Source organism: Polaromonas sp. (assembly GCF_049790275.1).
Classification (GTDB): domain Bacteria; phylum Pseudomonadota; class Gammaproteobacteria; order Burkholderiales; family Burkholderiaceae_C; genus Polaromonas.
In genome coordinates, this window is the sequence record NZ_JBAQYR010000161.1 from 1 (window position 1) to 14,908 (window position 14,908).

A 14,908-nucleotide genomic window follows, 5' to 3' on the forward strand; every position below is an offset into this window, starting at 1 on the left:
AAGCTTGCATGGGGTCGTCTCTGTCTGTGGTCATCGGCCAGCCATCCTACTGGACAACTGTATTTATGTACAGTATCATAAGCACCATGGACGAGCTATCCCCTACCCAATGGGTTACCAAGTGTGCCGAGCGATTGCACGAGCGCTGGCAGACGGTAGAGCCTGCGCAACTGGAAGAAGTAGCGATAGAGCTATGGCGCGATTCGCACTTTCGCGCGCTGCCACCTGCAGAGGCCGCGGCGCTCTGGCTCAGTCCTGTGGCCAGCCAACAGGAATAAGCAGACGGCTCACCTGGACGCTGGTGGCCAGACCTCGCGTTTGACGGCCCCATCCCGCTTCACAGCACGCAGTGAGGGCATGCCACATCAGCGATTTATGATAGTACTTTCGTTATAGAAGAAGAAAGACTATGCCCAATATCGCCACGGTTCTGAAAGAAGAGATTGCCCGCGTTGCTCGCAAGGAAACGCGGGCCGACACTCAGCAACTGAAGAAGGCATCAGCGCATTACCGCTCGGACATTGCTGCCCTGAAACGCCGGATCGCAGCCCTTGAGAAACTTGTCGGCCGCCTGGGCAAGGCTGCTGCCAAAACTGCGCCGGTCGCCACGGCCGATCAGCCTGCGGGCACCTTCCGTTTCAGCGCCAACGGCTTGCAGGCACAAAGAAAACGACTGGGCCTGTCGGCTTCGGAAGCCGCCTTGTTGCTCGGCGTGTCCGACCAATCTGTCTACAAGTGGGAAAACGGAAAGACGCGGCCGCGGGCCAGCCAGTTTGCCTCCATCGCAGCGCTGCGAGGGATGAGTAAGAAAGAAGCTGCTAGTCGGCTTGATGCAGCGTCGCTCTAACTATCGACAATGCTCGATTAGCGATAGCTAGCGCGAACTAGCGTTTGCTCCCTGGTGAGCGGAGTTCGTCGTATTCAGCATTCATGCCTGGTTCTCTGGCCTCAACAACTCAGGTATGCCGATTGGTTAGCCTCGCGAATATCGCTTTGGCCGACAGCAGACATAGCATTATGTGTCCACCAATCTTCGTTAAGACCCGCTGCCGCCAACAAAAAATATCTGACTGCCTCAGTCTCACTTTGTATTTTCCATCGCATCCTTGAAGCTTTCGGACAATGCGCAGCATGCTCGAGATCGCTTTGTCGCCGCTTCTAGTCATCGAACGTGCCGTAGAAAAGACGTAAATATTCACATATACGCGGAAGGAAACAATGGTTACAACCTGTTTGATGTGACACCATGACTATAGGGGAGGACGTATGCGGACCTGCCTGAATATTTTTGCACAAGACTTAACCGTAGCGCTGTTGATCGGAAGCGGCGCAGTCTTCGCACAAGACAGCGGCCCCGCCAGACCAGCCGGGCAGCCGAAGGCTGTGCTGCAAGTTACGGTGGCCAATCGAAATGCGGCGCCGCTACTAGCGTTAGTTATGAAGGCGTTGGCTAACCTCCAAACCGATCCCAAATTCGAACCGGCGTTGTCGCGCATGACCGCTCCAACCCTCGAGGAATCCAACTGCCTTGCGAGCGTACGCAAGGATCCGAGTGGTCTAGTTTTTGACGCTGCGGACTGCGTCAAAGTCTGGCCACAAGTCGCCAAAGCGGCGCAACCGAAATTGTTCGAAGAAACATTCGCGCAGAAGGTGGGAGCGGAAGGTATCGCGGCATTTCCGGCGGTCCGAGTGACACCATTCGAGTTTCAGCAACGGATGCAGCTGACACAATTCCCCAACGTAGCCGAGCCCAAGCTTCAGTTGCGTGGTGGAACTCTTGAACCTACGGACGAATTCAAGAAAATACTGTGTAATTCCAACATCACTTTTGTTGACCTTGACCGGTGCCATGTCAAAGTCGTTCCACGACTTGGCATCTACCAAGACGACCTGTACGTGCCCCAGACTGGGTATCGCGTTCGGCTGCTCAATGCAGTTGAACCGCAACTTGCAGCCGAACTCCGCAGCGCCCTGCTGGAGAAGCTAAATCTGCCCAAAGGCACGCCGCGCGATGCCGTAGGTATTTCCATCTTCCGCTCGTTGCCTGCCAATCCCGAGAAGCTGGTCACTGACGCGTCGCTGGTATTGCCAAACGACACCAGCATTGAGGCCCTCTGGAATTCGATGGGAACTGATCCTGAAGCACTAAACATTACGCGAGGAGCGTCGCCACCGACGATTCTCGTTTTTGACAGCCAGGATCTGGAGCAGCCCCTCTCGATCACGGACTGGTTGCGGGATTTCAGTGGTGCAAGCTTTGGGGCTTTGTCCGAGGATTGTTCCGCGAAGTCGGAAGAGGCCGCACATTCCGATGCCGTCGCGAGTCTTCTGTTTCCCGGTGCAATGCTGGCCAACGTCAAACGCGGTAATGGCCCTGCAGCGATGATTCAACTTCCACCGGAAAGTTGGAACGGCGCTCTGTTAAGCCCGGGGCATTTCCGGGGCAGCGTTCCCGTCAGCGAAGCGCCATGGTACGAGCGAAATCAATTTTCGCAACCGGGTGATCCACTGGTTGGGCTGGTTGTCTACAGCCGCGCGTATGACCGGAATGCCGGCAGCGGCGACGCAACTCTCGCCGCAACCAAAATCCTGAATGATCCGTCCACATTACTAATCGTGGCGGCGCCCCAGCGAAGCAAAGTGCCATCAGCGCTGGATTTCGGACGCGATCTGGATCCTCGCGTCGAACCGGATGCGCTCGAACAGGCCTGTCTGGGCCGTGCATGGCCCGCATGCCTCGGACGACACCCCCGAGTTCTCGTGGTTGCCCCCACCATTTACCCTGAAGTGCAGGGACAGGGGACGACATTGGCTAATGCGGGGGGCTATATCCTTGGTGCGTCCACGGTCCGAATCGCCGCCCCCGGTGCTAACGTGCCGATTTTTAGCCGTTGTGCGGCGCAATCCACCGGTAATGTTGGCGGTGACCGCATCGGCGTGGGCAAGGGAACCGGCACCTCCTTTGCGGCCCCGCTGGTAGCACTTGTCGTGTCACGCTTAATCCAGATCGGCCCGGAGCAGTTGCGAACGTTGCCAGAGGCCGCGATCTGGCGTGTGCTGTCGACAACCAACCCCCTCAGACCCGACAGCTCTTCCAGTGACCCGTGGAAGTTGACGGAATTTGGAAAGCTCGATGCGGGACGCGCCCTGCGCGGTGCGAGTTATGCGGAATATGGGCCGGAGAATGCGGCGACCCTGTATGAGGCGAGTGGCGATGGGAAGGAAATGCCTTCTCAAGCCGTGATCATGCCGTACCCTTGGAATGATCAGCCCGGCAATATCGGCGAGCCGAAAAATCGGATGGGGATGCGCGTACTCAGACGCAATGTGATCACCTACTCTCAGCCATCGGCAGGTCGAACGGAAACGATCTATTTCGAGCGCTTGTTGCGAATCGTCAGGAGTGCTGGTGAGCGGATCAACGGCAACCCTCCCTTTGATATTTTTTACGTCTCAGACCCCGAGCCCACGACTGGCCGCCGGGCCGTTATTGTGAGAAAACAGGTCCGATTGGGGTCCGGAAACTACGTGGAGTCGCCCGGATATTGTCGCAGTGATGGTATGACGGTGCCCGATTCACCCAACGCCAAACCGCAGTCGCAAGCACAGCCCGCCTGTCTGTACGCTTGGAGAACCGGGAGTAAGCAGTTTGAACCGTTGGATTTGAACAAGGTGTCCGACATTGTTTTTCCGCCTGCGCATATAAGCGCGCAGTTTCCCGGCGGAGTGGTCCCTGCGGACCTGCAGGCTGTCGTGTCCCCCGCGTCTCCGTGGGCGCAGGCCTTTTGCAGTACCGGTCCAAGGGTTAAAACCAAAGCGACGCTGAAGGTACTCAGGCAACCCGAATGGAGTGCCGTATGCACCCCCAAATAGCGCATCGCACGAGACTGCGGGCATGGCGAGGGCTCCTCTTGTGGCTTCTTCTTATGCCGGTGTTGAACCCGGTCCGGGCGCAGATGGCGTGGGAGCATACCTCCTTCGCGGGCGCCGATATCGTCGAGCAAGCGCTGTTTCTCGATCCAGGCTTGCGCGCCGGCGTACTGCGCATCGTCATTTCGGGCACGCTTAGCCCAAATTGGCGGGTCCGATTGGACTACGGCGTAGCCGGAACCCTGACGCTTGATGCTGAGAACGCCAAAGCCCGAACGGTGAGGCGGGATGCCAAAAGCACCACACTGGATGTACCCCTGGTTCCAGGTGTTGCAGTCGCCGCAAAATCGGATCAGGCGGACATCAGCGTACGGGTGTTGGAGGCGATCACCCTTTCCGGCACTTACGGCGAGCAGATGATCGGCGAATCGGGTGTGGCCTCGCTTGGACCGTCGGCGAGCAACGAAGACATCCGCGCGGCTTCTGCTTTGGCGCGACTGGAGTTGCTGACTTCGAGCGGGGAATTGCTAGGTCTTTGCACGGCGTTTCGACTGACCCGGGGTTATTGGATGACCGCGGCCCATTGCGCTTATCGGGACGCCAGCCGACCCGACGCGCCGGTTATTGCGCAGATGCGCATTCAACTCGGTTCCATCAATGGCAGGGTTGATACCGAACGCTCGCTCATGGCGACAGCCGTGGCGTCAGGTATCAAGAACCGCCCGGTGACGTCGAACTCCCAAGTGCTGCCGACGGATCTCGACTACGTTATTCTCGAGACGGCCGACGATCCGGGTGGCGCCATCATCGTGATTGATCGGTCAGTGGACGCCGCGAAAGACACGCAACTTGCGCTGTTTCAATACTGGAGCGGCCAATTGCCGCCGGCCGCGGGCATGGCCAAATCGGAAGGCAACTCGTGCAGGGTTCTCGGCAAGCGAGATCCACCCTACGATTTCACCAGGCCCGACCTTTGTCCCGGTGCCATTCAACATGGCTGTAGCAGCCAGGGCGGAGCGTCCGGCGGGCCACTCCTGAGCAGAAAAGATCACAAGCTGGTCGCGCTTCACTACGGCGCAGGCAAGACCAGCAAGTTCAACTGCGGCATTCCCACGGCCCAGATTCTTGCCGATTTCTGCCAGTCCACCCCGACCCTTTCACACAAGGTGCTCCCATGTCCATGACGCTGCATGAACGAACAGGCTTGGCATTCTCCCTTGCCGTACTAATCACACTCTCCGGATGTGCATCGCCGAAAGGCGGCTATGTGCCACCGGAATCGCTGACCACGCCCAGTGCGCAGATCAGCGAAGCGCTTTCAGTCTTTACGGTGAAAGTACAAAGCGAGAATCTGGCCAAGTATCGGCGAACTGCGCGTGAAGAACTGATGCGTGGCGCGATCATGGACTTTTTCACGGGAAAGAACTTGACGCAAGCGGCCTTCGCACAGGAGATGCCCGCGCCCAGGGAGTTGCTTTGTCTGCCGCGCTACCGCTACCTGAGAATCGCCGCGCCATTGCAGAACACCTCCGCCAAGGCGGCGGCCATCAAGGAATTGCTGTCCCCGCCAAGCCAAGAAACCAGGGAACTGTTCGAGAGTCTCAGTAAGACATATACCATCGATGTCGTGGGAGCAGAAACGTCGAGCAACTACGACATCTGGATCGTTAACGATGGCTCGCCGTGTGCAGCAGCTGTAAAAACCGCCAATCCATTTGCCACTCACGATTATCTGGGAAAGGAGTTTTCCCTGGTATCCGCGTTACCGGCGGCCAAAGCGCTCTTTGACTCGGTCTGGGGAATCGTCAAGCCAGCCGTGAACGGCGCCCTCCAAAATATCGATCTAGAAAGGCGCAATAACGCGATTCGCGAGTATTTCGCCAGCCCCAAAAATGTCGCGTTGCTGAAAGATGACCTTGCGCGAGTTGAAAAATTTCTAATGAAGGAATTTGAGCTCGAGCAGCAGCGCTCCGCAGGAGTTGCGGTCGTCGCCCAAGCGGCGGCATTTGCTCCGGAATCCTATTTGCCGGCGATGGCTGCTGCCGAATCCAACGGCTGTCCGATAGCGCTACGACGTCTCGCAGCCAACAAGGTCGATCCCGAGGGTGGTAGTTGCCTGAAAAAAATCTACATAGCCCTGGATGCGTCGATAAAAACAGCTTTGGACGCCGGAGATGCGTTTGATGCAAGTATCGAAAGGCAATTGCCCAAAATACTGTTGAGTACCCAGGTCGATGCTCTCAGCGATATTGCGCAGGGAAAAATACCTGCCGACGACAAGGCGCGTGCATTGTGGGGCACTTTATTGCGCTACTCAACGCTGTATGGCACTGTAAAGGAAGTAGCAGGCGACGAGAACAAAAAGAAACGGGAGGAAGCCTGGAGAGTCTTTAAGGATGCGATGCAATGAGCTTTTGCATTGGGGCATGATGCACAGCCAATATAGACTGGCCTATAGCTTTGATGAAGAGATCTTCCGATATGCCTTGCCCCGAGGCATTCGCCTGCTGGGCGAAAAGGCGGGGAAGCTTGCCTCTCGCCGAAAGCAGCTACCGGCTAGCTATCGACAATGTAGTTATCGACGGCTAGCGAAAATTTCATCGCAGCTGCAAAGCCCTGCTCATATCAAAGGTTGGTCAGGACCCAGCGAACGTGTAGTGATAGTGCGCTCCTTTTTTTTATGCGACGTCCAAGAAAAGTCGTCGATCCTAATGGCGCCTATGCTTTGAGCTACTAAAAACCCTGTAGCACTACTGAAGTTCAGGGTACGCGTAGTCCAGCGTTTCCGATTAACCGTCGCTCGAAGCGCAGGTGTCGAAAGGCTTCGACGCGTTTTAAGGGTGAAACTCCATTGTTTTTCCAAAGTATGCGCCACGCTTACTCACAGACATCGCATCTAGGAGGGACACACAGATGAAGGTCAATTTGCCCGCCGTCTTCGGAGTAGATATAAATTCCCGGTTGGGCCGAGTTCGACAGATTGCCGTCGCGAGATCGACGATCGAAGGCCGCCCAGTCAAATACACGTTGGGCAAGGCGGTTGGACATGTTTTTCAAAACGCCGCCGGCACAAATTTGCTTTATCTTTTCGCGACTCATCCGAGCGCGGTGGGGCTGCCAAGTGATGCGCCCGTTCTGGTCGTCAAGAATGTCTCTGTTGACGTACAAGAACTTGACCTGACCGACGGTAAATGGGTAGCACACTCTGCAAAAGCAGCCGAACCGGTGCCTCCCGCGAAGGTTGCCACCGCAGCACGTAGCTCGTGGCTTCGTGCCTTCCAGTTCGCCGAGGAGGATCAGCACAACTCGGTGGTCGGTCTGCGTAAGCCGCAGGCTGGAGCTCTCCACGCGATTCATGCGCACTGGTCGACGAGCGATGAAAGTGCCACAGTGGTGATGCCCACCGGGACGGGCAAGACCGAAACAATGCTAGCAGTGTTGACATCCGCCGGTTGTGAACGGGTTTTGGTCATCGTTCCGACCGATGCATTGCGGTCGCAGCTCGCTGACAAGTTCGAAACACTTGGGCTGCTGAAGGTGCCGGGCAATGCCGTGCTTGCAGAACATGCTCTACGTCCGGTAGTAGGCACGCTCACCTCAAAGCCAAAGACGATCGAGGAGGTGGACAGTGTCTTCCTTAACTGCAACGTGGTTGTGACGACTAGCCACCTTGTGGGGGGCTGTGAGGTCGACATCCAGGACCGCCTGGCCGCGCTGTGCTCACATTTATTCATTGACGAAGCGCACCACGCGGAAGCGGAGACTTGGAAGGCATTCAGAGAGCGCTTTGACGGCAAGTTGGTGCTGCAATTCACCGCGACACCGTTTCGCGAAGATGGGCAGGCGATGGACGGAAAGCTTGTTTACGTCTATCCGCTTCGCAAGGCGCAACAGGAGGGGTACTTTAGCCCCATTCGTTTTCATGCCGTCCGCGAGTTCAACTCCACAAACGGAGATCGCAAAATTGCGATGGCCGCCCTAGACGAGTTGGACGCCGATAGTACCGGCAAGCATATCGTAATGGCCCGGGTCTCCGACACCCGTCGCGCTTCGATCATCCTGGCGCTGTATCAGTCGTTCGCTCGCCACCGAGCAGTTGCTATTCACTCGGGAATGTCTAAACGGGAGCAACTAGCCGCGAAAGGACAGCTTTTCGACGGATCGGCGCGCGTGGTGGTCTGCGTGGACATGCTCGGTGAAGGATTTGATTTGCCAGAGTTGAAGATCGCGGCCTTTCACGACATCCGAAAAAGCCTCGCGGTAACTTTGCAATTGGCCGGGCGCTTCACGCGCGCTCGGCTCGATCTGGGCGCACCGGTGTTTATCGCAAACATCGCGCTTGTTGATGTCCGCGACGAGCTTCGCAGGTTGTATAGCCAAGATCCAGACTGGAACGTCTTACTACCCGAATTGAGCACAGCCGCGATTGACGCAGAACAAATTTCACAGGACTTCTTTCGAGGGTTCGGGACGTTCTTAGACGAGGTACCTTTGAACGACCTGCGGCCTGCAGCCAGCATGGTTGTCTACAAAACGAACTGCACGAACTGGACGCCGCAAAGTTTCAAACGCGGACTGCGAGGGCTTACCACCCGCGACAAGATTTTTCACTCGCTCAATGAAGTCGAAAACACTCTGGTTTTCATAATTGCGACGGAACAAGGGGTGCGCTGGAGCGATGTCGAATCCATTCGCGAAACGGTCTGGGAAATGATCGTGGCGATCTGGGACCGCGAACGTGCGTTGTTGTACCTACACGGTTCGGGGCTGAACGGCGAGTACAAAGAGATCGCGAAGGCGTTGTGTGGACAAGATGTCAGGCTGGTCGTCGCGCCGGAGATTTTCCGCAGCTTTCATGGTGTCAAGCGCTTGATTCTCAACAATGTCGGGCTCAACGAACATTTGGGCCGCCAGGTCCAATACACCGGAAGAATGGGTTCAGATGTGGAGTCGCGCATCGGCCAAGCGGCACGGCGGGGTGCAAAACGAGCAGTTTTGGCTGGTGGGGGGTTCGAGCATGGCGCAACGGTGTCGATCGGTGCGGCCAAGCGCGGGCGAGTCTGGTCGAACTTACGGCTGCGGGTCGACACCTTCGCAGTATGGGCCCGGGCGGTAGGTGCAAAGATCGTAGATGAGACCATCGATCCAGACGCGGTGCTAGCGGGAACGCTGAAGCCAGTGCCGGTAGGCGCGGCGCCGGCAGTTACCGCTGTAGCTGTCGATTGGCCCAATGAGGTGCTCGAGCGCCCAGAGACGGGCTGCCGATTTTCCGGAGTTGGGATTCCCGAGGAGTACGCAACGAATGTCGATATCGAAGTGTTAGCGCGCGGACCAACCGATCCCCTGCTGATTCGAGTGTTTTCGGATAGGTGGGAATGCGTGCTGGGCCTAGATTTCTTTCCGGTTGATGACAGTTTTGACTTTCAGTTTGTGCATGTCCGAGGCATTGCCCTCAACATCGCCTTAGGCGCTAAAGACGAACCGCTAACCACTTTTTTCACCGAACACGCCCCGGTTGTTTGGTTCGCCGACGGTTCGTCGCTCGAGGGCTGCGAGTTCACACAGCTCCCAACGGCTGACCTGCAACCGTACAACCCTGCGCAGCTTCAAGTCGTGGATTGGTCCGGGGTCAACATCCGCGCCGAGTCGCAGGGTGAGTCACGGCGCGTCGGCACTATCCAGCACAGCATAATTCAACGCTTGCAGAATAACTCTGCGTACGCCGTAATCTTCGACGACGATGGATCGAACGAGGCGGCTGACGTTGTGGCAATAACAATCGATCGGAGTACGCCGACGGTGCCTCGAATTGAAGTCGAGTTGTATCACTTGAAGTACGCGGGTGGCGAGCCCGGGAGGAGGTTGGAAGACCTATACGTGGTGTGTGGGCAGGCCCAGCGCAGCACCACGTGGCTTGCCAATCATGGGAGACGGACCGATTTGTTCACTCACCTGCTCAGTCGGAACGATCAGCGTGTACAGCGTGGCGCTCCGACGCGCTTCGAGCGGGGAACTGAAGAAGTACTTTTACAGATCCGGGAAATGAGCAGGAGGTCTGACGTAAGGCTCAGCGTCTACGTCGTTCAGCCTGGTCTGTCGAAAGCGCAAGCCTCGCATGGGCAGCTAATGCTCCTGGCGGTAACCGAACGGTTCCTGTCCGACACGTACGAAATCCCATTTTCCGTCATGTGCAGCCCTTAACTCAAACCAAGAATGCTCACGCCGGCAGGTATGGCGCATGGCGCAGTGGTACAGCACCAAAAAGAGCATTCCTCCGGCGCGCTAAGCAGGGGGACTTCAGTTGCAAGCGCCGCCACAGTACCCTGGGCGAGGTTAGCTAACTAGCGATAAGTCAATATCAAAAATGGCTAGCGGTAATGTTGGTTCGCCAAAATAGGATGCATATTGCAGCTAACGCTGTGAAAATGTACGCTGACTATCACTGCTCGAATTTTACTTATGGCCTCTAACGAAATCGCGTCCGACGTTCCCCCCTTGGCCTCCCCCAAGCCTGCATCTCCAGGACTGAATCCTGAGCAACTCGCTGCGTTAGGCAATGCTATACATAAATTGGCCTTGGACCCGACGGTCCAAGAGACCTTTCGGAGTATTGGAAAGGGCATCCAAACGGTAGTTGCGTCCATTCGACCAGTTGCTTCCTTTATCGGTTCCGCGCTCGTCGGATTAGGCAGAATAATGGAGCAGCTTCCAGAGCAGCTTCAGAAGGCCGTACTGGCCCTTTCGGCGCGGGGGTGGTTCTTTGACCAGGAAGCGACTTTGGCGGACTATTGGAAGGCGCAGGCCTTTATCGCTAGTGGTGATACCGCTGCCGCTGATGCGCTGATGTCAGCTCATTTTGAATCGAGGATTGATGAAATTGAGGCGGCACTGTGCGAGCGCCTGCCGCACCGGGCGGACAAATTCCGAAATGCGCTGGCAGCACATCGACGTGGCGAATTCGATCTTTCAGTACTCGCATTTCTTGCGCAGGCCGATGGTGTGTGTAAGGAGTTGCGAGGGGGTCATTTCTTCTTGATGGACAGACTAACTCGGAAACCGGAAGCTGCACCGTATGCTGAAGCCTTCTCCGATACTTTCCTCAATCAGATCCTTCATATGGCATTGATTGAGCAAATTCCACTCAAGCACCAGATGAGCAAACGCGGTTTCTCCGAATCAGGAATCTTAAATCGCCACGCTGTGATGCATGGAGAATCTCTAGACTATGACACAAAGGACAATAGCCTTCGCGCTCTGTCGCTGTTGAATTATGTTGCGATTGCCTTAGACAAAAAAGACCCGGAACGGCCGCTAAGTCCGTTGGACACAGCAATACGCGCTACAGCAGCGTCCATAAGCTCGCCGCACTCCGTGGGGAAGCGTGGGCATTGAGCGTATGCCCTGATCGGTTAGAGCGAGTAGCTTGGCATGACGATCTTTTTATACCCAACGAACAGGATGCCCTGTCTTATCCTGAAAATCCATAATTTTCTGGCGCACGCCGCAATCGAATGACAGCACGGCTGATTTGGCCGTCGTGAGACGCTAATGCCGCTGCGGCACCAATTTGGCCAGTGGCGACTTTGGCTCAGCCGTCACATGCTCGCCAAGCCACCAGAACAGCGCCAGAGCCGCCAAAACAACCACACGCACACCAGAGTAGCCGGTTGGTCGCCAAACCGTGCCATAGACCGGATTGGCGACCGCCGCCGCTTGAGACAAAAGTAGATTTTTAGCGTGCCAAATGCTTCAGCACATTCCAAATCTGCTTGTCTTTCAGCGCCAACTCAATTGACGAACTCAGACCAGACTTATCCCACCACGGGGCCATGCAAGTAGCAAGGTACGCGTTGAAAACCGCAAGCTTCTTTTTACCTTCACGGCCCGGGTGTTGATCAAGATACTGCTTGCCGGCCCCTGCCACGCCACGAAGGCGAACAGAGTCGAGAAACAGGGTGAAGTCTGCAGGAGCCGCCGCAAGCTTCTGGGTGTCAATCAAATACACCTCAAAGTTGCCTAGCGGATTTTTCTCAGCGTCTGCTTCCCTCAGCGTCAACGCCTTATCAAAGACACGGCGAGCTTCAAAGCGCGTCATGCCCGCGACCTTACTCTTTCCAAAAACCAATTCTGCATCGTCACGAGCCTTGGGGCGAGGCAATTCACCATGCGCCCGCTTGTATTCGTCCGACGCCTCTTGGCAATACATGAGCCAATGGATGCGAGATTCGATGCTGCCGGCATACCAGGTCTGGATAATTCCTTCTCGGTCTGATCGAACAAAGAACTTCTGCTCTGAAGGCGAGCCCTTCAGCTGAATGATCAGGTTGTGGCGAGGCACAGGAAGATCGTAAGCATGGTCAGCACGCTGCAGCAGCATCATCGCCAGCTGGCCTCTCCAGTTCGGCAAAAACAATTGCTTCAGGCATTGGTGAAAGGCTTGCACATCCTCTTTGCCTTCCATTCGACTCGGGTTTAAGACGATCTTGACACCGTAGTGCATGCGGTCATCTGCGGCGATCAGACAGAACACGACCTTCGCTTCCGAGGGGCAAGTCAACACGAACTTCATTCGATATGAGTCACCTTTCGCGCTGATCTTGCGCACCTGGTCAATGGCCCCAATACGCTGGCCGGCCTCTTCCAATTCAAACGCGCTCATAGCCCGGATGGGCAGTACCAGCTCCAGTTTGTCGATTTGGTTTTGCCGGCTCACAGCAGCGACGGGCCGTTCACACTCATCATCAGTCGGGGCAACGGGCTTGCGCTTACTAAGCAGCTTCTTACGGCTTGCCTTTGGAGCGGCAGTCCTGTTGGGCCGCTTAACAGTTTTTTTCGGAGGTTGTCCGTATGGCTCCTCGTCGTTGATGCCATCGGAATTATTGCTTCTGTCTTGTGTCATAGATTCTTTCTCAGCCCCTCTCGTTGAGAAGGGCAACGTAATGTCATGGTTATTGGGATAGATCACCGCTGGTGTGTGGTGGTCTTACTGTTCATACTGTTCATACTGTTCTTATTTACACGATTGGCAGCGGCACGAGAACACCTCTTTTTGGCGCGGATTGCTTAAAGCGGTATGACGTGCAGCACCCTATTCGTTTTTGTACCCGCTGCAGCTAAATTCCGGAATCCGTTCCAGCGACCGTTAGCGTTGCCGCAGAATCAGTCATTTCGCCATGCGCGCCATCGTTGGCGGGTTTCGGGGAGTCGGAGGGTGTATGAGCTACTACTTGGCTGATGTTGCCCGCCATCGGGTTCAAATCCGTCTCGGCAACCCACTGCCCCAGCCGGTATCTTTCAATGACTGACATGCGCCAGAACACACTTCCGCCTCGTTTTTGGGAGGGCGGGAACTGTCCTTTTTTCATCTTCCGATAGATCGTTGGGCGGCTCTCGCGAAGATAGGCAATCAAAAATTGCATATCTACATCGGGATCGAGTCCGGCAGTCTTAAGACTGTCAATCCTGCCAAGCTCATCGGCAAAAGCTGGTCGCCGTCGTCGGCCGCGCTTGCGTGGTTCTTTGCCGAGTGATTCAACAGTGGGCAGCTCGGGCTTCTCTTGGCTAGCCACAGACGCCTCAACTCTGGGTGGCGCCTCCACCTCAGGTCGAAACTCTTCTATGCAACCAAAAAACACGTACTGCTCATCAGTCTTTTTCGTCTTGCAATAGATGCGGACGTCGCGTGAAGCATCATATTGGTACCCTATGGCCCGATGTATGGGTGCAGGTAACATGGTTGCATCCGGCAACTCTAATGATTCACCATCTATGGCATAAAGCGCCCCAGTGCCCATCATTCTTTTGTCTTCGATCCTGATCTTGACGCGCTGGGTGATTTCTCCGAATCCAAAGAAGATTCCAGTTAGGTATGGAACCTGATTGGTTGTTGTTAGATCAGCTGTGCTCTGGCGACGGTCATCTTCCCCGTCTCCATCTTCGGGATCACGCGCGACTTTTGGATTTTGAATCTGCCCGACAGGTTCTATTGTCCGGGACTCACTGGGTAGGAACCGCATATCGCCGGCCCCTCCCATTACTATTGCATCGATTAATTTGTTCAAAGTTCTTCCTTCACGCGAAGACGCGTTTTCAATTAAAAGGTCGACTGGCTGTCGGCGTGCAGTAAGCGCACGTGCCCACGAAGCAAGTCAAAACAAACGAAAGTTTTTTGCCGGAATTACCGGCGAGGAAACGCTGTGCACGTCAGCATCTCGAATCCAAGGCTGTACACGTTCGCGCGTGTCATCAATCCAGACCTTGTGGGTCCAAATGAAAAGCCAACATGAAGTTTTTTTGAAGTTTTTCTAATCCGTGCGGCGTAGGCACGGCTCAGAATTTCGATGTCTGATTGAGCGAATCAATCAGCCCTTCCGATTCTCCAGAGTTCGGAAGTTCTATTGCAGACAGAGAAAATGTAGGCCGATGAATAGCTTTAGTCAAGGGCTTGCCAGTCCAGTCCGATGACTGCATGCATTGCAACAAGAGTAGTCCCATTTTGGCTCACCCTGTCTCAATGCAGCGCATGATCAAATATGGTTAGAAGAATGGTTTGGCAATAAAAAAGCCACCTATTAGGTGGCTTTTTCAATCTAAATCAATGACTTAGAAACTTATACTGGCGGAGTGGACGGGACTCGAACCCGCGACCCCCGGCGTGACAGGCCGGTATTCTAACCAACTGAACTACCACTCCTGGTAGCGGTAACGCGTTCGCTCTTTCGAGCCAAGTCACCTGCCCTTGCGGACCGGCTGTTACCGACTTGTGCCTTGTGTCAACACATCGCTGTGAAGAATGCTGGCGACCCCACGGGGATTCGAACCCCGGTACCTACCGTGAAAGGGTAGTGTCCTAGGCCTCTAGACGATGGGGTCAAAACCTTGGAACTTCCGGAGCAGGATTTTTTGTTTTTACACAAAGGCCTGCCAAAAAAACTCTTTAAAAAATCTTCCCGACGATCTCTTGGTGGAGGTAAGCGGGATCGAACCGCTGACCTCTTGCATGCCATGCAAGCGCTCTCCCAGCTGAGCTATACCCCCA

General features: G+C 55.5%; 9 protein-coding genes and 3 tRNA genes. 7 read left to right on the forward strand and 5 right to left on the reverse strand.

Going from position 1 to position 14,908, the window contains the following annotated elements; all coding sequences use genetic code 11:
• Nucleotides 1-65: 65 nt before the first annotated feature.
• The 7 genes from WA904_RS21000 to WA904_RS21030 all read left to right on the forward strand — a co-directional run bounded on the left by WA904_RS21000 (nucleotide 66) and on the right by WA904_RS21030 (nucleotide 11,262).
• The gene (locus WA904_RS21000; protein WP_425199073.1) at nucleotides 66-278 is read left to right on the forward strand and encodes a hypothetical protein; all 213 of its coding nucleotides are present in this window, start codon (nucleotides 66-68) and stop codon (nucleotides 276-278) included.
• A gap of 131 nt (nucleotides 279-409) precedes the next feature.
• Nucleotides 410-847: a helix-turn-helix domain-containing protein gene (locus tag WA904_RS21005; protein WP_425199074.1), complete on the forward strand. Its 438-nt coding sequence runs from the start codon at nucleotides 410-412 to the stop codon at nucleotides 845-847.
• A gap of 419 nt (nucleotides 848-1,266) precedes the next feature.
• A complete protein-coding gene (locus WA904_RS21010; RefSeq protein WP_425199075.1) occupies nucleotides 1,267-3,873 on the forward strand; it encodes a hypothetical protein in 2,607 nt (868 codons plus the stop codon).
• A 53-nt stretch (nucleotides 3,874-3,926) separates the two neighbouring features.
• Nucleotides 3,927-5,054: a trypsin-like serine peptidase gene (locus WA904_RS21015; protein WP_425199076.1), complete on the forward strand. Its 1,128-nt coding sequence runs from the start codon at nucleotides 3,927-3,929 to the stop codon at nucleotides 5,052-5,054.
• Nucleotides 5,045-6,280: a hypothetical protein gene (locus WA904_RS21020; protein ID WP_425199077.1), complete on the forward strand. Its 1,236-nt coding sequence runs from the start codon at nucleotides 5,045-5,047 to the stop codon at nucleotides 6,278-6,280. The genes WA904_RS21015 and WA904_RS21020 overlap by 10 nt, the downstream gene beginning before the upstream one ends.
• 503 nt (nucleotides 6,281-6,783) lie before the next feature.
• Nucleotides 6,784-10,071, forward strand: a complete 3,288-nt coding sequence (locus WA904_RS21025) for a DEAD/DEAH box helicase (protein ID WP_425199078.1) — start codon at nucleotides 6,784-6,786, stop codon at nucleotides 10,069-10,071.
• Between the two features lie 258 nt (nucleotides 10,072-10,329).
• The gene (locus WA904_RS21030; protein ID WP_425199079.1) at nucleotides 10,330-11,262 is read left to right on the forward strand and encodes a hypothetical protein; all 933 of its coding nucleotides are present in this window, start codon (nucleotides 10,330-10,332) and stop codon (nucleotides 11,260-11,262) included.
• A gap of 340 nt (nucleotides 11,263-11,602) precedes the next feature.
• Here WA904_RS21030 and WA904_RS21035 read toward each other — a convergent pair whose 3' ends face one another.
• From WA904_RS21035 to WA904_RS21055, 5 genes are all read right to left on the reverse strand, one after another.
• Nucleotides 11,603-12,835, reverse strand: coding sequence for a hypothetical protein (locus WA904_RS21035; protein ID WP_425199080.1), 1,233 nt, complete (start codon nucleotides 12,833-12,835; stop codon nucleotides 11,603-11,605).
• A gap of 148 nt (nucleotides 12,836-12,983) precedes the next feature.
• Nucleotides 12,984-13,931: a helix-turn-helix transcriptional regulator gene (locus tag WA904_RS21040; RefSeq protein WP_425199081.1), complete on the reverse strand. Its 948-nt coding sequence runs from the start codon at nucleotides 13,929-13,931 to the stop codon at nucleotides 12,984-12,986.
• Between the two features lie 555 nt (nucleotides 13,932-14,486).
• Nucleotides 14,487-14,563 (reverse strand) — tRNA-Asp (locus WA904_RS21045).
• Between the two features lie 103 nt (nucleotides 14,564-14,666).
• A tRNA-Glu gene (locus WA904_RS21050) sits at nucleotides 14,667-14,742 on the reverse strand.
• Between the two features lie 89 nt (nucleotides 14,743-14,831).
• Nucleotides 14,832-14,907, reverse strand: a tRNA-Ala gene (locus tag WA904_RS21055).
• Nucleotide 14,908: the final 1 nt, after the last annotated feature.

What these genes read in the sequence shown, in the direction of transcription:
- WA904_RS21000 (WP_425199073.1), top strand. Translation starts at nt 66, where the DNA reads ATGTACAGTATCATAAGCACCATGGACGAGCTATCCCCTACCCAATGG.
- WA904_RS21005 (WP_425199074.1), top strand. Translation starts at nt 410, where the DNA reads ATGCCCAATATCGCCACGGTTCTGAAAGAAGAGATTGCCCGCGTTGCT.
- WA904_RS21010 (WP_425199075.1), top strand. Translation starts at nt 1,267, where the DNA reads ATGCGGACCTGCCTGAATATTTTTGCACAAGACTTAACCGTAGCGCTG.
- WA904_RS21015 (WP_425199076.1), top strand. Translation starts at nt 3,927, where the DNA reads ATGCCGGTGTTGAACCCGGTCCGGGCGCAGATGGCGTGGGAGCATACC.
- WA904_RS21020 (WP_425199077.1), top strand. Translation starts at nt 5,045, where the DNA reads ATGTCCATGACGCTGCATGAACGAACAGGCTTGGCATTCTCCCTTGCC.
- WA904_RS21025 (WP_425199078.1), top strand. Translation starts at nt 6,784, where the DNA reads ATGAAGGTCAATTTGCCCGCCGTCTTCGGAGTAGATATAAATTCCCGG.
- WA904_RS21030 (WP_425199079.1), top strand. Translation starts at nt 10,330, where the DNA reads ATGGCCTCTAACGAAATCGCGTCCGACGTTCCCCCCTTGGCCTCCCCC.